Annotated in this window: 22 protein-coding genes and 1 tRNA gene; 15 read left to right on the top strand and 8 right to left on the bottom strand. The window is 45.7% G+C overall.

Annotation, left to right across the window (positions count from 1 at the left end; all coding sequences use genetic code 11):
• Positions 1-100 precede the first annotated feature (100 nt).
• Both QUA53_RS00910 and cheB read left to right on the top strand, forming a co-directional pair.
• A complete protein-coding gene (locus tag QUA53_RS00910) occupies positions 101-2,590 on the top strand; it encodes a hybrid sensor histidine kinase/response regulator (RefSeq protein WP_333094418.1) in 2,490 nt (829 codons plus the stop codon).
• Positions 2,591-2,859: 269 nt separating this feature from the next.
• Positions 2,860-3,945: a chemotaxis-specific protein-glutamate methyltransferase CheB gene (cheB, locus tag QUA53_RS00905; protein ID WP_333094382.1), complete on the top strand. Its 1,086-nt coding sequence runs from the start codon at positions 2,860-2,862 to the stop codon at positions 3,943-3,945.
• Positions 3,946-4,092: 147 nt separating this feature from the next.
• Here cheB and QUA53_RS00900 read toward each other — a convergent pair whose 3' ends face one another.
• A complete protein-coding gene (locus QUA53_RS00900) occupies positions 4,093-4,479 on the bottom strand; it encodes a response regulator (protein WP_015175702.1) in 387 nt (128 codons plus the stop codon).
• A gap of 740 nt (positions 4,480-5,219) precedes the next feature.
• Here QUA53_RS00900 and QUA53_RS00895 point away from each other — a divergent pair.
• Together QUA53_RS00895 and QUA53_RS00890 are read left to right on the top strand one after the other, a co-directional pair.
• A complete protein-coding gene (locus QUA53_RS00895) occupies positions 5,220-8,027 on the top strand; it encodes a GAF domain-containing protein (RefSeq protein WP_333094381.1) in 2,808 nt (935 codons plus the stop codon).
• A gap of 101 nt (positions 8,028-8,128) precedes the next feature.
• Positions 8,129-8,200, top strand: a tRNA-Gln gene (locus tag QUA53_RS00890).
• Between the two features lie 477 nt (positions 8,201-8,677).
• Here the strand turns inward: QUA53_RS00890 and QUA53_RS00885 are convergent.
• On the bottom strand, positions 8,678-10,180 hold the full coding sequence (locus QUA53_RS00885; protein WP_333094380.1) for a serine hydrolase: 1,503 nt from the start codon (positions 10,178-10,180) through the stop codon (positions 8,678-8,680).
• A 179-nt stretch (positions 10,181-10,359) separates the two neighbouring features.
• On the opposite strand from QUA53_RS00885, the gene QUA53_RS00880 reads away from it, so the two are divergent.
• Complete coding sequence (locus QUA53_RS00880; RefSeq protein WP_333094379.1) at positions 10,360-11,466, top strand: N-acetylmuramoyl-L-alanine amidase-like domain-containing protein; 1,107 nt, start codon at positions 10,360-10,362, stop codon at positions 11,464-11,466.
• Positions 11,467-11,594: 128 nt separating this feature from the next.
• Here the strand turns inward: QUA53_RS00880 and QUA53_RS29105 are convergent, their stop codons facing one another.
• Entirely contained in the window at positions 11,595-11,786 is a 192-nt protein-coding gene (locus QUA53_RS29105) for a DUF2809 domain-containing protein (protein WP_445304906.1), read from the bottom strand.
• A 520-nt stretch (positions 11,787-12,306) separates the two neighbouring features.
• On the opposite strand from QUA53_RS29105, the gene QUA53_RS00875 reads away from it, so the two are divergent.
• Positions 12,307-12,606: an IS110 family transposase gene (locus QUA53_RS00875; protein WP_333094415.1), complete on the top strand. Its 300-nt coding sequence runs from the start codon at positions 12,307-12,309 to the stop codon at positions 12,604-12,606.
• 66 nt (positions 12,607-12,672) lie between these two features.
• Positions 12,673-13,221: a transposase gene (locus QUA53_RS00870; protein WP_333248611.1), complete on the top strand. Its 549-nt coding sequence runs from the start codon at positions 12,673-12,675 to the stop codon at positions 13,219-13,221.
• A 151-nt stretch (positions 13,222-13,372) separates the two neighbouring features.
• Here QUA53_RS00870 and QUA53_RS00865 read toward each other — a convergent pair whose 3' ends face one another.
• Complete coding sequence (locus tag QUA53_RS00865; RefSeq protein WP_333094377.1) at positions 13,373-14,014, bottom strand: cofactor assembly of complex C subunit B; 642 nt, start codon at positions 14,012-14,014, stop codon at positions 13,373-13,375.
• Between the two features lie 83 nt (positions 14,015-14,097).
• Positions 14,098-14,829, bottom strand: a complete 732-nt coding sequence (gene rpaB, locus QUA53_RS00860; RefSeq protein ID WP_071587789.1) for a response regulator transcription factor RpaB — start codon at positions 14,827-14,829, stop codon at positions 14,098-14,100.
• 164 nt (positions 14,830-14,993) lie between these two features.
• Here rpaB and radA point away from each other — a divergent pair, with 164 nt between their 5' ends.
• The 8 genes from radA (at position 14,994) to QUA53_RS00820 (ending at position 19,427) form a co-directional block, all read left to right on the top strand.
• Complete coding sequence (gene radA, locus QUA53_RS00855; protein ID WP_333094375.1) at positions 14,994-16,529, top strand: DNA repair protein RadA; 1,536 nt, start codon at positions 14,994-14,996, stop codon at positions 16,527-16,529.
• Positions 16,530-16,574: 45 nt separating this feature from the next.
• The gene (locus tag QUA53_RS00850) at positions 16,575-16,805 is read left to right on the top strand and encodes a type II toxin-antitoxin system prevent-host-death family antitoxin (RefSeq protein ID WP_333094374.1); all 231 of its coding nucleotides are present in this window, start codon (positions 16,575-16,577) and stop codon (positions 16,803-16,805) included.
• A complete protein-coding gene (locus tag QUA53_RS00845; protein WP_333094373.1) occupies positions 16,802-17,188 on the top strand; it encodes a type II toxin-antitoxin system VapC family toxin in 387 nt (128 codons plus the stop codon). The genes QUA53_RS00850 and QUA53_RS00845 overlap by 4 nt, the downstream gene beginning before the upstream one ends.
• A gap of 31 nt (positions 17,189-17,219) precedes the next feature.
• The gene (locus tag QUA53_RS00840; protein ID WP_333094372.1) at positions 17,220-17,420 is read left to right on the top strand and encodes a hypothetical protein; all 201 of its coding nucleotides are present in this window, start codon (positions 17,220-17,222) and stop codon (positions 17,418-17,420) included.
• A gap of 140 nt (positions 17,421-17,560) precedes the next feature.
• Positions 17,561-17,782: a hypothetical protein gene (locus tag QUA53_RS00835; RefSeq protein WP_333094371.1), complete on the top strand. Its 222-nt coding sequence runs from the start codon at positions 17,561-17,563 to the stop codon at positions 17,780-17,782.
• A 3-nt stretch (positions 17,783-17,785) separates the two neighbouring features.
• Positions 17,786-18,115 carry a type II toxin-antitoxin system PemK/MazF family toxin gene (locus QUA53_RS00830; RefSeq protein WP_333094370.1) on the top strand — a complete coding sequence of 110 codons (330 nt, stop codon included), beginning with the start codon at positions 17,786-17,788 and terminating at the stop codon, positions 18,113-18,115.
• 56 nt (positions 18,116-18,171) lie between these two features.
• On the top strand, positions 18,172-19,026 hold the full coding sequence (locus QUA53_RS00825; RefSeq protein ID WP_333094369.1) for a TIGR02587 family membrane protein: 855 nt from the start codon (positions 18,172-18,174) through the stop codon (positions 19,024-19,026).
• On the top strand, positions 19,023-19,427 hold the full coding sequence (locus tag QUA53_RS00820; RefSeq protein ID WP_333094368.1) for a TIGR02588 family protein: 405 nt from the start codon (positions 19,023-19,025) through the stop codon (positions 19,425-19,427). The genes QUA53_RS00825 and QUA53_RS00820 overlap by 4 nt, the downstream gene beginning before the upstream one ends.
• A gap of 167 nt (positions 19,428-19,594) precedes the next feature.
• Here QUA53_RS00820 and QUA53_RS00815 read toward each other — a convergent pair whose 3' ends face one another.
• Genes QUA53_RS00815 through QUA53_RS00805 form a run of 3 tightly spaced genes read right to left on the bottom strand, consistent with a single transcriptional unit; the run spans position 19,595 to position 21,490 of the window.
• Positions 19,595-20,188, bottom strand: coding sequence for a CPBP family intramembrane glutamic endopeptidase (locus tag QUA53_RS00815; RefSeq protein WP_333094367.1), 594 nt, complete (start codon positions 20,186-20,188; stop codon positions 19,595-19,597).
• Positions 20,189-20,219: 31 nt separating this feature from the next.
• Entirely contained in the window at positions 20,220-21,302 is a 1,083-nt protein-coding gene (locus QUA53_RS00810; protein ID WP_333094366.1) for a DUF3326 domain-containing protein, read from the bottom strand.
• Positions 21,299-21,490 carry a hypothetical protein gene (locus tag QUA53_RS00805; protein WP_190738159.1) on the bottom strand — a complete coding sequence of 64 codons (192 nt, stop codon included), beginning with the start codon at positions 21,488-21,490 and terminating at the stop codon, positions 21,299-21,301. Before QUA53_RS00805 ends, QUA53_RS00810 begins: the two co-directional genes overlap by 4 nt.
• Between the last annotated feature and the right edge of the window lie 53 nt (positions 21,491-21,543).

Here is a 21,543-nt window from a genome sequence, read left to right as displayed (position 1 = left end):
AGTCATTAGTCATTAGCAATTGACTGATTATTCAACATAATTATCATTAAGAATTACCCATGAACCTTGTTCTATTACCTATTACTCAAAAACATATATGATGATTGAAGATCAAGAACTTCGAGATGTATTTAAAGTCGCGAGTCAAGAACACTTACAGAAACTAGACGACGGATTGCTGTACTTAGAACAACATCCGAGCGACTTAGGTAAGTTAGAACAATTGTTGCGAGAAACCCATTCTCTTAAAGGTGATGCTGGGATGCTAGGCGTAAAAGATGTAGCATCTTTAGCTCATCAAATGGAGCATATTTTGGGAGACCTCAAGCGGGGAGAAACTCAACTGAATTCGGATATTAGCGATCGACTTTCGCAAGGTTTAGAAGCCATGCGGAAACTCGTTAACGAAGCCGTTACCGGGGAAGATTCCGGCGTTAATACTTTTTACATCCTCGCTAGCATGATGGGTGCTTCTACTGAGCCACAGCCAGCAGCCTCAATAGTAGATGCCTCATCTTCACAAGTACCAGAAGAACCGTTGGTAAAACCGCAATTTACTGAGCCTGCTACCCAAGAACTAGAAACAAATGTTGAAACTTCTCAAGTTCTTAACTTAGAGAAAAATTCCTCTTTTTTACAATTACAATCCAAGCCTGAATTTCTAGTGGAAACTCTAAACCTGCCTGCACCTTCTGAACCAGCCACTGCGTCGGCTTCGCAGTCGACAGTTACTGCCTCCTCAACCTCATCTTACCGCATTGAAACCATTCGCGTTGCTACTCAAAATTTAGACGATTTAATGACTCAAGCGGGGGAACTTACTGTCACAAAAACTCGGCTAGGACACCGAGTTGCAGAGATAGAACAAATTACAACTTTGTGGGAAGAGTGGAGCCGAGAATATTTTGTAACGAGGTTGACTGTCGATCGGATGCAAATAAATGAAAACGGTATTAAAGCCAACGGTAAATTTAGCCAATTGCAGGATTACTATCAACGTACAGAAGAACGTTTAGAAAGTCTCGGAACTTTAGTTAACCACTTGAAAAATAGAGTTTATGAAGATACTGCCAGACTAGAATTAATCGCTGAGGCATTAGAATCAGGAATTCGCACTTTGAGATTGCTGCCTTTGTCTACTATTTTTAATTTATTTCCTCGAACTGTTCGAGACTTAGCGAAACGGGAAGGTAAAGAAGTTGCGTTGGTGATTGAAGGAGGCGAAACTACAGCCGATAAACGCATTTTAGAGGAAATGAAAGATCCTTTAATGCACATGATTAGAAATTCGATAGACCACGGTATTGAGACTGTTGAGGAGCGGAAAAAACTAGGTAAACCTCCCGTGGCTACTCTCCGAATTAAAGGCTATAATATTGCTAGCAATATTATTATTGAAGTTGCTGATGATGGCCGGGGACTAAATCTAGAGAGCATTCAACAAACGGCTGTAAAACGTAATATTTGTACAGTTGAAAAACTGGCAGAAATGACAGAAAATCAAATACAGTCTTTGATTTTTACTCCGGGTTTTTCGACTAAGAAATTTGTTACAGAAGTATCGGGGCGCGGGGTAGGTTTAGATGTAGTTCGCACTAATGTTGAAGCCCTAAAAGGTAGTATTCAAGTAGAATCTTTACCGGGTGGAGGATGCACTTTTAGACTGCAAATCAGCACGTCTTTAGCTACAGCAAATGTATTAATTGTCATAGTTGAAGACATTCCTTATGCTCTACCAGTCGAGTTTGTAGACACGGCTCAACAGGTGTCTCAGTCTGAGATATTTGCTATAGAAGGTAAGGAAACTATACTTTCAAACGGTCAGCCTCTTTCAGTTGCTCATCTAACAGATTTACTAGAATTAAACAATAGACAAGGATGGCAAAAAAATCGGTATTTGAGGCAGGAAAGCGGGAGCGAAGATCTGAGAAAAAATCAAAACTACTTCCTAAATTCAACTTCTTCAAAAATGCCTTGTATTGTTTTGAAAGTTGGGGAGGAAAGATTGGGATTATTTGTAGATGCTTTGATAGACGAACAAGATGTGGTGATGAAACCTCAAAGTCAATTGCTGAAACGGGTGCGAAATGTTTCGGGTGCTACAATTCTGGGGACTGGGGAAGTTTGTATGGTACTCAATCCCCACGATTTGATAAAATCTGTACGCCAGCAAGTTTCTTCCCGTATGGTTCCTGGTGCGCGATCGCAACTTGAGACTGCCAGCAGAAAACAAGTTATACTATTAGCAGAAGATTCGATCGCTACGCGCACTCAAGAAAAGCGCATCCTGGAAGGTGCGGGTTACGAAGTTGTGACTGCGGTAGACGGATTGGATGCTTTCCATAAATTAAAAACTCGCAACTTTGATGCTGTGATTTCTGACATACAAATGCCAAATTTAGACGGTTTGGCTCTGACTATAAAAATTAGGGAGCAAAAAGAATACAGTGAGTTGCCGATAATTTTAGTTACATCTTTAGCCTCGGATGAAGATAGAAAAAGAGGAGCTGATGCGGGGGCAAATGCTTATATTCCTAAAGGTACTTTCAATCAAGATGTGTTGGTAGATACACTAAAAAGGTTAGTTTAGTCATGAGTCATTAGTCCTTGGTTATTAGGCATTTGTTATTTACTACCAATTAGCAAGGCCCAATACCCAGTGCACAATTACCAGTGCATCGATGCTTACTTAATACCCAATACTTTGACTACGCGGTTACTGAGGTAGTTGTACTGAGCTTAGCCACTCGCTCTGCGCGGCTTGCCCGCTCACTAAGCCCAGGGGAAGTAAGTCGTAGGGCATTACAAGTGCCTAATTTCTCATTCCCCATTTCCCATACCCCATTTTCCAGCAAACAGATGTTATCGCCCATTAAACTATTGTTAGTTGAAGATTCTCCAGTAGTTACGATCGTCCTCAAACGAATTTTTGAGTCCTCGCCAGACATCCAAGTTGTAGGAACCGCTTGCAACGGACTAGAAGGACTAGAATTAATCCCCAAACTTCAGCCCCAAGTAATCTGTACCGATTTGAACATGGCACCAATGAACGGGTTAGAATTTACGGAAGAAGTAATGAAGAAATATCCGCTACCAATTTTAGTAATTAGTGCTTCAGTGCAAGCGAATGATACTCAGAATGTATTTCAAGTGTTAAAAGCTGGTGCATTGGATGTTTTTCCTAAACCGATGGGCGGGCTGGTATCAGATTACGCTATTCTAGCCAATCAATTAATAGCTAAGGTTAAAATACTCTCAGGAGTTAAGGTGTTTACACGGCATCAAAAAAAGATGCTAACACCAGATAACAATCCAATTGTAAAAATCAATGAAGCACCAGTTTCTAGTTACAAGTTTTCCAATGAAAATGTTAAATCTTCCACTATTAAAGTATTGGCTATAGGGGCTTCTACAGGGGGACCGCAAGCACTATATACAATTATTTCTAAACTTCCAGCTAGTTTTCCAGTGCCTATAATTTGTGTCCAGCACATCAGTGAAGGTTTTTTGCAAGGATTAGTTGATTGGCTGGGTTGTGAATCGAAACTGCCTGTTAAGATAGCTACTTTTGGGGAATTACCACAAGCAGGAACTGTTTATTTCCCGCCAGAAAAACGTCATTTAGAATTGGACTCTCAAGGGCGATTTGTTTATTCAGAAGCTGGTCATGTCGCGGGACACTGCCCTTCTGTAACCGTGACATTTAAGTCAGTAGCTAATTTTTATAGTCGGGGAGCAGCGGGGGTTTTGCTGACAGGAATGGGTAGAGATGGTGCTGACGGAATGTTGGCGATTGCCAGACAAGGGGGGTTGACAATCGCCCAAGACGAAGCTACCTGCATTGTCTTCGGAATGCCCAAGGAGGCGATCGCCCTCGGTGCCGCCCAATATATTCTACCTGTCAGTGCGATCGCCCCCCTACTCCTGGCTAAATTAAAAATTTAGGACTTACCTCGCAAATTGTGCAGAATACCCCGCCGCCAGACTTGTTAAAGAAGTCGAGGTTCAGAGAGTACCCTGGCAACTTTTTAGTTCATTAATTACTCAAATTACTTCATTAATTACTCAAAACTAATTTTTTTCTAAGTCCGCTTATTTGATTTTGATAAACTTACCAATTACCTCGCGCAACTTATCAGCATCAAACGGCTTAGTTAAATACTCTGTTGCTCCCGCCAAACGCCCCTGTACCTTATCAAAAGCTCCATCTCGCGCTGTCAGCATTACGATCGGCAAATTCTGAAACTGAGGCAAGCTCCGCACCGTGCGGCAGAGTTCCAATCCGTCAATACCCGGCATCGAAACATCCAGCAACAAAACAGAAATTTGTTCGTGATAAATAGTTGACAAAGCATCCACTGCATTGTCGGTTACGAGAACTCGAAACTCTTTACTTAAGGCCTGTTTAACAAGTCCTTGCATCACGACACTATCATCAACTGCCAAAATAGTTGGTACTTGACTGCTACTTGCAGACATATTCTTCTCCCTGTTTATTTATAGTTCTTGAAAATACAAAACATACTTCCTGCATTTATTTTTTGAGGGTTGCCTCTATACAATAATTGTCAACCCCGTTGGAGCGTTAGTTGAAACATTACCCCTGTTTTTTTACCTCAAACTCGAAAAAAGGAATTGGGAGAGTGGTCGATCGGCAATTACAACAGTTGCCAAATGTGCATCCGGGCCCAGAAACCCTAAAGGTCGAGTTTGAACAACTATTGTTACAAAGTTTAACATCTTACCAATCTTTTGTAATTCATCTCCTAACAGTAGTTGAACTCCCGGCTAAGGCACAGCTCGGTAAAGGACACTGGTATTGTTGCACAAACCCCTGATTTAAATCTACCAGCAAGCCAGCTACCCACGATTAGACAAGTCTGTTAAAATACAATTAAACTGATAAAAAAATTATAGGTAAGCAATAGTCATATATTTTGGAAAGCGGCTTCCTCCCAACAGAGGCTCTTAAATTTAGAGAGCCGGAGGTATTCAAAAGCATAGTCAACTGGAAGTATAATTTATATAGTCTAAGATTTGGGGTGCTCTAACTCCGATAACTCAAAAGTTTCCCGATCAGTCAAGAGGTTAGTCTGAATTCGGCGCAAGCAACCTGCGCCGAATTTGCGCCCAGAGTCTCCCAGCACAGAATTCATAGCTTGTTTTTCAAGGGAAGTATTGAGAAGGGCGGTTGCCAGCAACTAGACGGGCAGTTACATATGATGAAAGCACCCTTGCCTCTTGGTAAAAAAGTGTTCAAGCTCCATAACATTGACTTGTATCAACTTCTAGGCTCTGCTCCAGACGCTTGCTTAGACAATTTGGTAGGTTTGGCAGCTCAAATCAGCCGAACTCCTATTGCTTTCTTGAGCTTGATTGACGGTAATCGCCACTGGTTGAAGTCGCAGTTAGGTATCGATCGAACTTTGGCCCACCGTTACCTGAATTTTTGCGATCGCGCCCTGAACCAAACTCCCGAAGAGTTCGCCCAGAGATCAAACTCAAACTCGGAATTTGACCGGGCAATTTCCCTGCAACAACCGCCAGTTGCTCCCGAATTGGCGGTTGAACTCCCTATAAATTCCTTTAAAGAACTGCCCGCCGCCATTGTCCGAGACGCTTCCACAGATGTGAGATTTGGCGAACACCCGCTGATCGTTTTCTACCCCTTCGTGAAATTTTACGCCGGCATCCCAGTTGTCAGCTCTGATGGCCAGGTGCTGGGAGTGCTATCCGTCATGGACTCGGTGCCGCGAGACTTGACAAAAGAAACGATAGAATCTCTACAAGCTTTGAGCCGGCAAGTTGCGAGTTTGGTGGAGTTGCGCTGGCAATTAGTCAAAGCTCAAAAACAGTTGCCAGAGGTAGAAGATATTAGCTCGGACAGCCAGCAAGTCTCGGAGTTAGTTCGTCGTGACTCGAACCCCTCCAGCTTGTGTGCGGTACATACGCCACAGAGCAGCATGAGAATATACGCAACAAAAAAGCTCCCGACGCTCGATGAAACAGGCAAATCTCAATATTTGTGGGAAACTTCAGCGAGCATCGGGCGTGCAGACGATACCAAACAAATCGGAGAAATTGATGCCGGCCCGCGGGACACCTCCGGTCAACTAACGGCCGCGTCGCTAGAAGAGCGATTGCGCTTGGGAGCTCTGCAAGCTAAAGTCGGTGCCGCCCTCGGACAAGGTGGGAAAATATCGCCCATCCTCAACCGCTGCACCGAGGCAATGGTAGATTACCTCGACGCCAAAGAGGCGAGTATCTGGACGTTCAACCCGCAGACAGAGCAGTTAGAATTGCAGGCCGATTCAGGACTCAGCACCGAAGGGTGGCAACGGGAAATAGAAGATTGGGTGCGAGCAGAACCGGGAAAACTCCAAACGGCTCCTGTATGCCTAATGTCGAACCCGTCTCTCTGCGCCATTGCCTATCCGCTGATAGTGGAGGAGCGACTGGTGGGAGTGATGGCTCTGTGCAGTAGCGCTTTGGTAAGTGAGGGAGCGCTAGAAGTTCTGAGCTGCATGGCTAACGCCATCGCCGTGGCGATCGATCGCATCACGGCCCGAGAAGAATTGTTGAGCCGCCGGGAAGGCTTGCTGTTCGGCCTCGCCAGCCAGATGCGAAATTCCCTCGACCTCGACAAAATTTTAGATACGGCTGTCAACGAAATTCGCAGCTTGTTGCAGGTTGACCAGTGCTACTTTTTGTGGTACTCCATCTCGCGAGACGGGCAGCCAAGCTTTGCAATCACCCACGAGGCGGCAAATCCCGAACTGAAGGAGCGGCTCACAGAATACCCGATCGAACAAGTAACCCTGCTGGCCGAGAAAATTTGCCACCGCCAAACCCTCCGGATCGGGGACGCGGCAACAGCACTGTGCATAGAACCGCCCACGCGAGATTTTTTGACCCGTATGGGGATTGTTTCTAACCTGCTGCTGCCGCTCAAGACTCGCTCCGGTCAAATGGGTGCTGTAGTTTGCAACCATTACAGCAGCCACCGTTCCTGGGCGACGAGCGAAGTGGAATTGCTGCAAGCGGTGGTGGATCAACTGGCGATCGCGATCGACCAAGCCGAACTCTACGCCCAAACCCGCGCGGCAGCCTTAGCAGCCCAAACTCAAGCCCGCCAACTCACGGAAACTTTGCAGCAGTTGCAGCAGAAAGAAGCTCAGCTCATCCAAAACGAAAAAATGTCCTCTCTTGGTCAAATGGTCGCCGGCGTCGCCCACGAAATTAACAATCCGGTTAATTTTATTTACGGCAACTTGACTTATTGCAAGCAGTACATGAAAAATCTGCTGGATTTGCTGCACTTGTATCAAAAGCACTACCCCGAGCCTTGCCCCGAAATACTCGACAAAAACGAAGAAATCGATGTTGATTTCATAGCGCCGGATTTGCTGAAAATTCTGTCTTCAATAGAGATGGGAACTGAACGCATCCGCCAAATTGTCCTGTCTCTGCGGAACTTTGCACGGCACGACGAAGCCGAGATGAAGCGGGTGGACATTCACGAAGGGATTGACAGCACGCTGCTGATTTTGCAGAGCCGCTTGAAGTCAAATGGGATCATACCGGGAATTGAGGTAATTAAAGACTACGGCAACTTGCCGAAGGTAGAGTGCTATCCCGGGCAGCTAAACCAAGTATTTATGAATATTTTGGCGAATGCGATCGACTCTTTGGAAAATCAGCCTCCACCCAAGACGATTAAAATCTCGACGGCGGTGGTGGGCCCAGGCTCGGAGGCTGATGATTCAGGAAAGTCAAGCGGTCAAGTTGTGGTGATTCGGATTCAAGACAGCGGGCCCGGATTGGCCGAAAAAGCTAAATGCCACTTGTTTGACCCTTTCTTTACCACTAAACCTGTGGGCAAGGGTACGGGACTTGGCTTGTCTATCAGCTACCAGATTGTGGTGGAAAAACACGGAGGAAGCTTGAACTGTATCTCCAAACCAGGAGAGGGAGCGGATTTCAGGATTGAAATCCCGGTAGCTCGCCCGCGTGCGCTCAAAGAATAAACCTGCGGGCGATCGGTTTCAAAAAGATTTTTTAAATTTTATTGTCAAAATGCTTGACAGATTGCTGTGTTTGAATGTTAAGATAGTGAAGGTTAAGACGTTGGGGCGTCGCCAAGTGGTAAGGCAGCGGGTTTTGGTCCCGCCATTCAGAGGTTCGAATCCTTTCGCCCCAGTTAAATTGTTTGATGTCAATCAATTATTTAACTCATAGTTTAGAGTTAGTTCTTGACAGACGATATAAAAAATACTCCATAACTACAAACGTAATTAGGAGTTGCTCACAGGATATAAGAAACCGGCTTTCTTGCGGCGGGTTTTACCTAAAAGCCTAGATTTGTGGTCAAGAAATTGGTTTTTTTGGTCGTCAGTACCCTTTTTTGGTAGAAACCGTTGTTTTTGCGTAAGATCGCTTCTGAGTGTACCGGAATTGTAAAATCGAGTCAACATTCAACACTCATATCAAATCGGGTTGCATTGGAATGATTAAACCGCTCTTGACGCCGAAAAAACAGAGAAAGAGAACACAGAGATGAATAATTCCCATGCTACCGGATTTGATATCAACCATCCTTCAGTTTTTCGACTAACGGTCAACAGTCAACTTTTCGACTAACAGTCAACAGTCAACAGTCAACCCGCCCTACTCCATATCACTGCACAGTGCTGGGGCCACGAGCATTTAGTCGATCGAAAACGTATCGGGAAATTGCCGGAAATGCTGTTTCGTCCTTGGCATAAGCCGGATCGTCTGCAAAAACAACTAAGATATAAATCGCGCGATCGTCTAAAGTTCTAACAAATGCCGCTTCGCTGCGGGATTTGGAAGTATAGCCTACCTTGGAACCAAAATAAATATTAGTTGGTAAAGATTCGCCGAGAAATCCTTGTATCGAATTGCTAGGGTCATTTTTCCACGCCTTGGGGTCTAAGTCTCTCGTTAGCAAGTAAGCCATTTTGCGGCTCGCGACGCTAGAAACCGCTTGCCTAGTATAGATTTCATATATTAATCGGGCGGCTTGGTCGGTAGTTACTTGATTGCGAATCGGCTGGGAAGCATCGCCCCGCAATTGCAAGTCGCGACCGATAGGACCTTCTTGCCTCAAATAGTATATGGGATAATTTTTGGTGCTTATACGAATATCATTGTAGCCTGCAGACTGGAAAAATGTGTTAATTTGAGTGCGCTTTTTCAGCCAGGTTTGCAATTCTTCTCCTGCGAGCCGTCCGCCGGATTTTGTATCTGTGATTTTGTCTAAAATCCTGCTGGCAGCATCGTTGTTGGAGACGCGAATCATTTGATCTAGGTCGTTTTTAAAGGTAGATTCTCGTTGCGTAATAATGCCTTTTTCTATGGCTGAGTAAAAGGCTGCCATCCAAAATAACTTGGCAACGCTAGCGGGAAATCGGAGAGTTTGATTTTGATATCCGGCGAAAGTATGAGTTTTAGGATTGCTGACATCAAATAAGGTAATTGATAGCCGTTCTGCCGGCAGTCCTTTACTGGTTGCAATCTTCACAGATTCATCAACAATCCCTTGCAATTCTTGAGAGTAAACGGGATTGGGAGGCGTTTTGATGTTGTAGCTAAAGGTAGGCTCGCTTTGACGATCGGCTAAATTTTCCGATGGTTCAATTGTCGGAGGCGAGAGTGTTTCTTGAGGCGAGATGGGCTGTTGAGCTAAGATGACTGGCGGTTCTGGGGGACGGCGAATTCTGAACGGTATTGTGACAATCCAACCGATCACGATCGCCCCGGCAATTAAGCACAGGATGTTACGGTATTTTAACCGAGAAAATTTCGTCCTCACTCGGCGACGGGATTGGACTGGACCTTCGCTGCTTTGGCGTCGGCGTCCGACTGGGCGCTGGCTGCTTTGGCGTCGGGATTGGATTAGACCTGTTGCATGAATCTGAGTTCGATCGGTCAACCGCAGATACAAGGGAGATGAACGCAGATGAACCCAGATAATTTCAAGAATTGAGAGCGACTTTTGCAAGAGGTCTATGGGGCGTCGGGTCTGGATTGGGCGACGAGATGGGACTGGGCGCTCGGTGCTTTGGCGTCGGGACTGGACTGGACGCTCGCTGCTTTGGCGTCGGGACTCGATTGGGCGTTGGGGCCCGATGGGGCGGCGTCGGCGTTCTACTTGCATTACAGTTTTGTGCTATCAAACTCGCACGATCAGTTTATAATAGGGCGGCATCTAAATGACAAGTGTATCGATCTAGTCCGCTGTTGCCAATTTTATCGGTCTACTAGGCTGATTGAGACTTCTAGTAATTGTAAAATTTTCAGGATAGCACTGAGTTGAAGCAAAATCCTTTGAAAAACATGAGAATTTTTTTGAGTCTGGCTGTTTTGGGATTTGCGATCGTCGGCGTGAATAATTCTTTGATACCTGATGTTTGGGCATTTCAGTCTCAATCTGCTACGGGATATGTTGTCGAGCGACAAACAGCAGGACAGGGCGCGGATTTAGCGTTTTCCTTGACGGGAAAAAGCAAAAATCTGGAAATAACAAACAAGCAAACTGTTTCCAGTTTTCCGAGTATGTTGTGGGACTTCAACAATTTAGCGGAAATTTCCTATTCCGAATTGCTGAAGGTGCTGGCGAGACGACCTGAATCAAATAATACGGAGAGAGAAACCGTTGCACAGCCTGAAGACATAGCACCTTTTGAAAAGGTGGTACAGTATGCAAAACAACAAAATTTGCACGATCGCTCGATGGGAGAAATCGTCCAGGCGATCGCCGATAATTTCCTAGGAAAACCCTACGCCGCTGGTTTGCTGGACGAATCCGGCGAAGAAAAGTTGATCGTAACTTTGAATAAATTTGATTGCGTTTTGTTTGTAGAAACCGTTTTGGCGATCGCCAGGGGCATAGCAGTACAAGATTACGACTATCAAAATTTGGTCAATCGCATAGAAGAACAGCGGTATTTAAACGGTAAAATGAACGGTTATTGCAGCAGACTGCACTATTTTTCCGACTGGATTAACGACAATCAAAAACGGCAAACTGTGGAAAATATCACCGCTGAATTAGGTGGAGTACCCATGAATAAAACACTAAATTTCATGAGCCAGCACCGCAGCAGTTACGCGCAAATGGTCAAAGATGAAGCAACTTATCAGTGCATAGTCAGCCAAGAAGCAGAATTAGCCAAAACTACTGTTAATTACATCCCGACAAATCGGATAAAAAGTGTTTATTCTCAGTTAAAACCAGGGGATATTGTAGCAGTAGCCACGGATGTTAAAGGATTGGATGTCACGCACACAGGTTTAGTTTATCGAAATGCTGACGGGAACCTCGGTCTAATTCACGCTTCGCCTGCTGGGGAGGTGACAGTTGCTTACGACTTGCAGAGATATATTAGGAGAGTCGAAAGTGCGATCGGGATAGTAGTCGCTAGGCCGATAGATCCTAGATAAAGATGATATGTGAGGTTATCAAAAGAAAGGACTAAAGTCCTTACTACAAACCTGTTATCAAAAGAAAAGACTAAAGTCCTTACTGCGAAGCTGTTATGATTTTTGGTGTATTTTCAGGATTTTATGCTTCAGGCAAACCACCAAAACCCAGTCCAGAATACCTCCCAAAATATAGGCGATAAATCCTCGCAAGCAAAGCCGCTACCGATAAATAAATGCCCGAATAATGTAGCCCTAATCCATTGCAAAAAATGAGGATGCCACAGTTGGCTAAATTCAATTACGGAGTTAAAAATGAAAACTCCCCATTCTTTGAACAACAGATTATCAATAAACTAGGTTTATTGCCGATCCCCTACCCCTGGGATGACGCAACTGCCTCGTTAGCGCAGCCCGCCCCTTGTATCTTAAAAGAGTCAGGCGCTCAAACCGTAGATCGCAGGCTATAGAACCGCAGACACGGTTGTAATCGAATCGCAGACACGGTTGTAATTGAATCGTAACACGAGTAAAGATAAAGAAACCATTAAAGTTTCTTCCTTAAGGTACACATGACAGTAAAAAGTGTTGTGATCGGACATCAGAAATTGGTGAAGTTGGCCCGCCCCTTAGACACTCACAAGTCTGTTGCGTAGATAAGCTCCCATGACTGATGACAGGCGCATATAAAAAGCACAGGCGGTATCTTAGGCTCTCGGTATTATCGGGAAAGCCTGCATTGACAAGGTTAGTCTTCTATTGCCTGTCGGTTCTTTTATAAATCGGAGTACTCGGGAGCAAACAATGACATCAACAGTCTTAGGCATAGACATCAGTAAAAGAGACTTTCATGTCTGATTACTGAGAGAAAGTCGTGCGACTAAACCAAAAAAGTTTACCAACAACATTCAAGGGTTTGAAAGTTTACATAACTGGCTGAAACAACAAAATGTAGTCGAACTCCATGTTGGCATGGAAGCTACTAGCATTTATGGAGAAGCCTTAGCTGAATTCTTGTATGGAGAAGAATTTCAGGTGAGCATAGTCAATCGGGTCCGAATTAAAGGGTTTGCCAAAAGCGAACTTCTGAGAACTAAAACAGACTCCGTAGATTCCGCATTAATTGCTCGTTTTTGTGCAGCTATGAAGCCGTCTCAGTAGACACCAACCGCACCTGAAGTTAAGGAATTACAAGCTTTGCTGCGGCGGTTCGAATCAGTCACAGAAATGATGACGAGCGAACAAAACCGTTTAGAAACAGCTACGCCCACAGTTGCTGTCCTTACCCAGGAACATTGGGAGTATCTCAAACAGCAACAACCACCGATCAAAAAACTGATTAGCGACCATTTTGACCAACATCCACATTTAAAGCAACAGCGCGATCTCTTGACCTCAATTCCCGGAATTGGTCAACAGACAGCCTCCGTATTGTTAGCTGAAATTCGTGATGTTTCAGATTACAACAATGCCCGTCAATTAGCGACTTATGCGGGTTTAACACCCTGTGAACGCAGTTCTGGCACTTCGGTTAAAGGCAAGACTCGTTTGTCTTGTACTGGAAACGTCCGACTACGGAAGGCTTTGTATCTGCCTGCGGTAGTGGCGATGCGTCACAATCCGTTACTCAAGACGATGAGTGACCGATTATTGGGTCGCGGCAAGGTCAAAATGCAGGTGATTGGTGCTTTGATGCGGAAGTTGGTGCATTTGGCTTTTGGTATTTTAAAGTCCCAAAAGCCTTTCGACCCCAATTATTTGACTGCTACCCCTTGACTTGTCTAGACAGTATCTACGGGGGCTACACCAACTAAGAAGATCGCACCTTGAGAGGGCTGGCCTTGTGCAATCCACAATCTCAAATCCACAATTTAAAACCCACAATCTAGAATCTCAGACCTAGAATCCACAATCTAACATCTACAATCTAAAATCGATTGATGGTATTTTCTAGTTTGTCGGCAATGCCTTCAACCCAGTTTTCATCTTGTTTTGTATAGCTGCGGGGTGCGTTAGCACCTACAATTAAAACGCCTTGGGTGCCGATCGGCTGACAGATAACTCCTTGAGTATTTTCTGGCAAATAGTCAAATTCTATTCTACCAGGATAAATATTGAGATTTACTAAATAAACTGGTTTATTTTTGTCGAGCACTCGCTGCAATATCGGCCCCGGTTTGACTTCAGGATTGATGCCTAAAATACCGCGCCGCAATAGGACTTTTCCCTGATAGACAATTACGATCGACCTTGTGGCGGTATTTGTCAACAGCAAACGCGACGACCAGGCTAATTCTATTTTCACAGCCTCCGGCAAATCCGGCGCAAATTCAAAACCTTCTTCGCCGATAAGTTTTACGGAATCGGGCGATCGCGCTTGCACCTGCTGCCACAGCAGACCTGTTAAAATCAGCAAAGCGCTGACAATTACTCCCAAAGCGTCCGATCGAGCTTGAGAATCTGTGATTTGCTCTGTCAGCAAGCGGTTGACCATTAGCAGCGTACCTGCTAATCCTCCTGCAACTAAGGGCAATTGTCGCAAAACTCTATTGGGATCAGATTTAGTCATTACTCAGCAATCATTAGTCATTAGTCATTGGTAATTGGTAGTTGGTAATTTAACTAATGCCAACTGCCAACTGCCAACTGACTTTATCCTACTTCTCCAATTTCGACAATTCGCTGGAAGAGATAGCCGGTGCCGCGGGCGGTGAGAATTAATTCGGGATTGCTGGGGTCGTCTTCCAACTTTGCCCTAAGTCGCGAGATGTGAACATCCACTACGCGGGTGTCTACGTGGCGTTCTGGCGTGTATCCCCACACCTCCTGCAAAATTTCCGATCGCGAAAAAGGCTCTCCAGAACGGCTGACAAGCAGTTCTAACAGGCTGAATTCCATGCCCGTAAGCCGAATTCGTTCGTCGCCTTTGTAAACTTGGCGCTTGTTGGTGTCAATCCTAATATTGGTGACGTGGATGACTCCGGAACTGGGAATTCCCGATGCTCCGTTTTTGTCAACCCTCCGCAGTACCGAACGGATGCGGGCTTCGAGTTCTTTGGGAGAGAAAGGTTTGACGACGTAATCGTCGGCGCCCAATTCTAAACCGGTGATGCGATCGGCTACGTCTCCCAAAGCAGTTAGCATGATGATGGGTACGTCGGACTCTTTACGCAACTCCTGACAGACGCCGTAACCGTCTAGCTTCGGCATCATCACGTCCAAAACCACTAAATCGGGTTCGGTGTTGCGAAATGTTTCGAGAGCTTCTTCGCCGTCAGCAGCGGTGACGACATCGTAGCCAATCATGGAAAGGCGAGTCTCCAGAATGCGGCGGATACTGGCTTCGTCATCGACTACCAGAATTTTTTCTTTATGGTTTTCCAAGTTACCGAGCACTCCTTAAGTTACATTTCAGATAATGTTATTTTTTTGTACCCTATCATAGAAGACACAAATTGAATCATGTGTGGCGATCGGTCTGAAAGCTTGATAATTGCTTTAACTCAGACTTTTCTAAATGTTAGGGTGACTATTTATCATAGTAAACAATGCCTAAGCCTCGAATACAATATATTTGTCGGGAATGCGGGTATGATTCACCACAATATTTTGGCAGGTGTCCTAGCTGTCAGAAGTGGGATTCTTTTGACGAGCAGTTAGAACAACCTACTGTTGGTGTGTCGCGGGCTGGTTTAACAGGGGTGACAACTAAGACAGTGGGCGGTTCGCCCCGTGATAAGTCGAAGGGTCAACCCAGGGTATCTTTCAGATTATCGCAGATTTCCGACCAAACTCAGTCTCGCTGGCCTTCTGGTTACGGGGAGCTCGATCGAGTTTTGGGAGGCGGGATTGTTCCGGGCTCGCTGGTGTTGATTGGGGGGGAACCGGGAATCGGGAAATCGACGCTGCTGTTGCAGGTGGCGAATATGTTGGCCCGCAAGGATCGGATACTGTATGTCAGTGCGGAGGAGTCCGGCCAGCAGGTGAAGTTGCGATCGCAGCGTTTGGGCGTGGCTAATCCGGTTGAATTGTCAAGCAACGGCGGGCATAAATCTGGCAGTAACGGGGAAGCTAAAAAGGATTCGGAGGATCATTCAGCGGAGAATTTCTATTTGCTTCCAGAGACGGATTTAGAGGTTGTTTTGCGGGAGTTGGAAGCGTTGAAACCGAATGTGGCGGTGATTGACAGCATCCAAACTATTTATTTTGCTAGTTTAACATCGGCTCCGGGTTCGGTGGCTCAGGTGCGGGAATGTACGTCTGCTTTGATGCAGGTTGCGAAAAGGGAAAATATTACTTTATTTATTGTCGGTCACGTTACGAAAGATGGAGCTTTGGCGGGGCCGAGGGTTTTGGAACACTTGGTAGATACTGTACTGTATTTTGAGGGCGATCGCTTTGCTTCTCATCGACTTTTGCGATCGATGAAAAACCGTTTTGGCGCTACTCACGAAATCGGTGTTTTTGAAATGGTAGCAAACGGTTTGCGAGAAGTAGATAACCCGTCAGAGTTGTTTTTAGGGAATAGAGATGAATTTTCTCCCGGTACTTCGACGACGGTTACTTGCGAAGGAACTCGACCGATTTTAGTAGAAATTCAGGCATTAGTCAGCCCTGCGAGTTTTGGTTCGCCGCGCCGCACTACTACTGGTGTGGACAATGCTAGATTGCAGCAAATTTTAGCTGTTTTGGAGAAAAGGGTGGGGATTCCTTTATCTAAATTAGATGTGATTTTGGCGACGGTGGGCGGGTTGAAGGTGGACGAACCGGCGGCGGATTTGGCAGTTGCGATCGCCGTTGTGGCCAGTTTTCGCGATCGGGTGGTTGATGCGCGCACTGTTTTGCTCGGAGAAGTGGGTTTGGGCGGACAGGTGCGGCCAGTTTCCCAATTAGAATTGCGGCTGAGGGAAGCGGCAAAATTGGGTTTCAAAAGGGCGATTATTCCTAAGAATCAACCGGTGCCGGAGTTGGGGATGGAGATTATTCCGGTGGCGAAAGTAATCGATGCAATTATTGCGGCGATTCCTGCTACACCCGCTCAGTTGCAGTCTGTTGATTTGGAGGAAGAGGATTTGTTTAATTGAGTTAGAATGGTGATGTTATAAATTGATAGTAAGGAGGCACGAATTATGTATCAAGTAGACATTGTTGAGGCAAAAGAAAAGCTTCTGGAATTAATCGCTGCGGCGATGAGAGGCGAAGAAGTGGCGATTACTCAAGATAACCAGCCTGTTGTAAAATTGGTAGTAATTCCCAAACAAGCTAAACCCAATCGGCAAGCAGGAAGTGCCAAAGGAATGGTTTGGATGTCCGATGATTTTGACGAACCGCTAGAAGAATTTAAGGAGTACATGGAATGAGGTTGTTGTTGGACACTCATGCCTTTATTTGGTATACGACAGACAGTTCGAGACTCACCGCAACAGGGCGATCGCTAATTGACAACGGAGAGAACGATATTCTCCTCAGTACAGCTAGCGTCTGGGAAATGGCGATCAAACATAATATAGGCAGGCTAAATTTTAGTATGCCTTTTATGGAGTTTATCAAGCAGCAGCTCGCAGTTAATAGAATTGAGATACTGGAAATAACTTTCGACCACATTGAGGTTGTGGCTTCACTGCCTTTGCATCACCGTGACCCATTTGACAGGCTGATAATTGCACAATCTATGGCGGAACAGATACCGATTTTGAGCGTTGATGCTATTTTTGATGCTTATGCGATCGCCCGGGTGTGGTAAATTACGTTAGCTTAAAAATAAAGAGGTGAAGATGAAACTATTTAGAATCATCATTGAAAAACATCCTGATGGTTATGTAGCCTATCCCCTTGGAATCAAAGGTGTCGTAGTTGGTGAAGGTGACACCTATGAGAAAGCATTAGCTGATGTCAAGTCAGCTATTCGCTGCTACATCGAGATATTTGGCAAAGAGATAATGGAAAACGAACCACCTGCAATCGAAATTTTTTAGTATAAATGCTGATGGCTTGCTAGCTTTGCAAACTCAGCCAGTACAGTATTGATGAAGTTGAAAGGTTGCCAAACCAAGTTAAGCAAATATAAGCTAGATCGCAAACTGCGTAACTTTGTAAAAAACTAAATATAAGAATCATGAAAGCTTACGAGTTTCCCGCAAAAGTCACAGATGAAGGGAAAATAGAATTTCCCGATACCCTCTTAAAATACTTGGCAGCTAACCAACAAGTCAGAGTTATTGTTCTGGTGGAAGAACCAACTGACACAGAAGAGGAAAACGCTGCTTGGCAGATCCTTGCTGCTGAGCAATTATTAGCTGGCTACAGCGAGGAAGATTCTATCTACGACAATATTTGAAATATGCCCCATTATCAATCAGGAGAAGTTCTCTTACTGGCACTACCTTTTGCCGATGTAACAACATCAAAACTCCGTCCTGTGCTGGTACTTTTGGATACAGGAGATGAAGATATTGTTGTTGCACGAGTGACAAGTCAAACAACTAGGACTGTTTTTGATGTTGAGATTGTAGAATGGGAGCAGGCAGGTTTGTTGCGTTCGTCAGTGGTTCGGCTGCATAAGGTGAACACAATAGAAAAGCGTTTGGTCAATCGTCACTTGGGAATTTTAACCGCTAGCGACTGGACGCAAGTTAGAGAAAGAATACAACAAATATGGTATTCTATTTGAGCTGGTTTAAAAAAATATTTACTTGCCAAATTTTTGAGGTGCGTTTTCACTAAAAAATGAAGAAATCAAAAAGACGTAAAAATCAGTGGTCAAATGAACTAAACGACATCATTAGAGGTGCATCGGGCGGCTTTTTATTCGGAATTCCCCTGCTTTATACGATGGAAGTTTGGTGGATCGGTTCGCATACTAAACCAGCGGAAATGTCGATCGCGATCGCAACTACTTTTATCGTGGTTTTCTTGCTGACTCGCACTGAAGGTTTTCGCAAAACTAAAGACATTCGCTGGCTAGAAGCTGCCATCGATACCGTAGAAGCGATCGCGATCGGCATTGTCTGCGCGGCTTTGATCCTGTTTTTGCTCCGGGAAATTACGCCGGAGACTCCACTGCAAGAAACTCTGGGGAAAATCATCTTTGAAGGCTTGCCGTTTGCGTTGGGAGTGGCCTTAGCAAGCGGTTTCTTGAGCGGCGATCGCTATCAAAGTTCAGACAGCGACAGCGAACCTAATATTAACCCAACTTTAGCAGATATTGGCGCTACTTTAATTGGGGCGATGATCATTGCTTTCAACATCGCCCCAACAGACGAAATTCCCATGCTAGCGGCAGGTATTTCGCCGCCTTGGCAATTAGCAATTATCGCCGCCTCGCTGCTAATTTCCTACGGTATTGTATTTGTAGCAGGCTTTACTTACCAAGCAAAACGGCAGCAGCAGCAAGGGATTTTTCAGCGTCCCCTCAGCGAAACTGTCATGGCCTATTTAGTGTCGCTGGTGGCTTCTGCATTTATGATGTTTTTCTTCCACAAACTCAGTTTTGACGACCCGTGGTCGATTTGGTTGAACTATACGTTAGTATTGGGATTGCCGGCGACTATTGGCGGCGCGGCGGGGAGGTTGGCAGTATGAGTGAAAGTAATAACGAACAGCAAAAAAAAAGAACTCCTGCTGAATGGGTGACATTTGCGATCGCCTGCTCGATCCTTTTTACCATCACCGGGCTCGTACTCTACAACTGGGTGACTAAAAAGCAGGAACCTCCGATTATTTCTGTCACTCGCAACACGCCTATTCGCAAAAATCAAGGGCAATTTTACGTACCGTTTACAGTGACAAACACGGGCGGCGAAACGGCCGAATCAGTGCAAATTATTGCCGAACTGCGCGTCAACGGCGAAGTCTTGGAATCTGGCGACCAGCAAATTGATTTTTTGTCAAGCGGCGAAACTCAAGAAGGAGCTTTTATCTTCAGCCACGATCCCAGTCAAGGTGAGTTGATCGTGCGATCGAGCAGCTACAAACTGCCTTAACAAAAATAAAAATCTGCGGTTAAAACCTTTTCACCTCTGTGAACTCTTCCTCTTCGCGCCCTTAGCGTCTTCGCGGCTCGTTTAATCTAAAAACCCCCTTGCGCGTTGGCATTTATTGCTGTATTTTGCGCAGCCGCGATTTCAATCGCTTTGGAATTGCGATCGATCTACCGCTTCACCAGATTGTGTTCCCACTTCCAAACACAGCTAGAAATCAAATTCGTACAGATATGAGCCGTAATTGGCACTAACAAATTCCCAGTAGCTAAAACGCTGTAACCCAAGAGCAATCCGACAGCCGTTGCCCAAACAGCATAAGGCCACTGATCGATGCCTCCCAAGTGCAGAATGCCAAAACAAAAACTCGATAAAACTAAACTGGTAACATTCAATCCCAAAGCAGACAGCATCACGCCTCGAAATAGCAATTCTTCGCTAAGTCCCGGCAGCAGTCCCAGCCAAATTAAATCAGGCCAAAACAAAGGTTTGAGCACTACTTCCAAGTAAACGTCTGCACTGCGGCGATAACCAGGCCAGAGGTGATAAACGATCGCACTGCCGCCTGTAATTGCCAGCCCGATGGCACATCCTTTTAGCAAGTCCATTCCTATCAATTTGACTGGCAAAAGCGATACCGATCCAAATAGCAACCACAATTTAGCTACCGCCAGCAACATAATTGCTGTCACGCCCATTGCTACTAAAACTTGGGTGCGCGTCAAGGGTTCAATTTCAGGATTTCTGGGAAGTTTTTCTGCCACTTAATCACTTTTAGATTTGAGGTTTGAGATTTTAGATTTGTCTTGTTGAGTCAGACAAACAACGCAGGGAGGAGATGTCTGCACCCAAGGAAGCTGGACTGATGCCGGCTCGCAAAGCGACCAAAACTCCGATCGCCTCTAAATATGAGTTTACCTGCAAAGCTTTGATTCCGAGTTTTTCTGGAGTCGCCTGCATCTGGGTTTTGTTGTCCCCCACAGCGATGATTTGTACCGACGATCGCCCGCTCAAACTCACAATAGCACTGCCCCCGCAGGCTGTGGCGGGTATCACCACCGCATCCACTCGATCGGCGGTAATTGATAATTGATTGTGCTGCTGGCTTTCTGGCGCTACCAATTGGGGAGCTTTGCTGAGGCCGGCAAGGACGCAAGGTAGGAAAGTATAGCCGATTTCCTCAGCAGCCGATCGCGGAGACAGGTGCGGATCGAGGGGAAGTGGCGAAAGCGCGGGGGCGTGGGCGCAGGGGATTTTAAACGTCCTGACGATGAGGTGGCTGATGACAGCTTCCGCGCCGGCGAGGGGGTCAACTCCTTTGCCGCGGCGGTAGTTTTCTAGGGCGATGCTGCCTTCATCATCGGGAAATCTGGCCACAACTGCGATCGCCTCTACTCTTGCTTGTTCGAGCAATTTTTCTGCAGCGCGCAATAAACTGTCGGGATTGCCGATGGTTCCCCAGGATGCCCCTGATTCAGAAATACGCAATTCTACTTGCAAAGGGCGATCGGTTAAAACACAATCAGTTATATTCAAGCCCAATGTAGCTCTCGCTGCATCAGCCGCTTGCAAGTGCCGCAACTGCAAGTCTGATTCAATGCCAGCATCGAGGATTAAGCCGATGCGATTTTGATGTACCGGTTGCAGTCCCCAGCATCCGGCAGCAAATTTGTCAAGGGCGTAACCTTCAACGTAGAGAGCGTTAGGTATCGGCCAATAAAGTTGAGCGCCGTTGAGGACGTTGGGGTGAGTAATCAGGGTGTCTGAAATTTGGGCGATCGCCCTAGCCACGGGCAGCGCATCTCCTGCAAACCCACCAATCGAGGCTCCAACGCCTGTGGGGACTATCAAAACCACGGTCAAAGGGCGGGGGTTCACGATGTTGCGGGGGATGCTTCCACGAGCACGTAGCCTTCTACCACAGCCTTTTGCCGATCGACATCCACATCTGTGACTGCCCACCGCAGGGGTTCGCCGTACTTTTGCAGTTCAATTTCAATAGCCGAGTGCAGTTGTTCGGCGGTCTCGTGGAGGTCAACTTCTGCGGAAATGAAATGGGTGGTCATAGGGCGATCCATAGTGGTTTTACCGCTAACGGTACTTAGGTCTATTTTAGCTT

The organism is Microcoleus sp. Pol12B3, from assembly GCF_036701355.1.
Classification (GTDB): Bacteria; Cyanobacteriota; Cyanobacteriia; order Cyanobacteriales; family Microcoleaceae; genus Microcoleus.
Note: the sequence above shows the minus strand (reverse complement) of the source record. Positions and strands in the feature narration are given on the sequence as shown.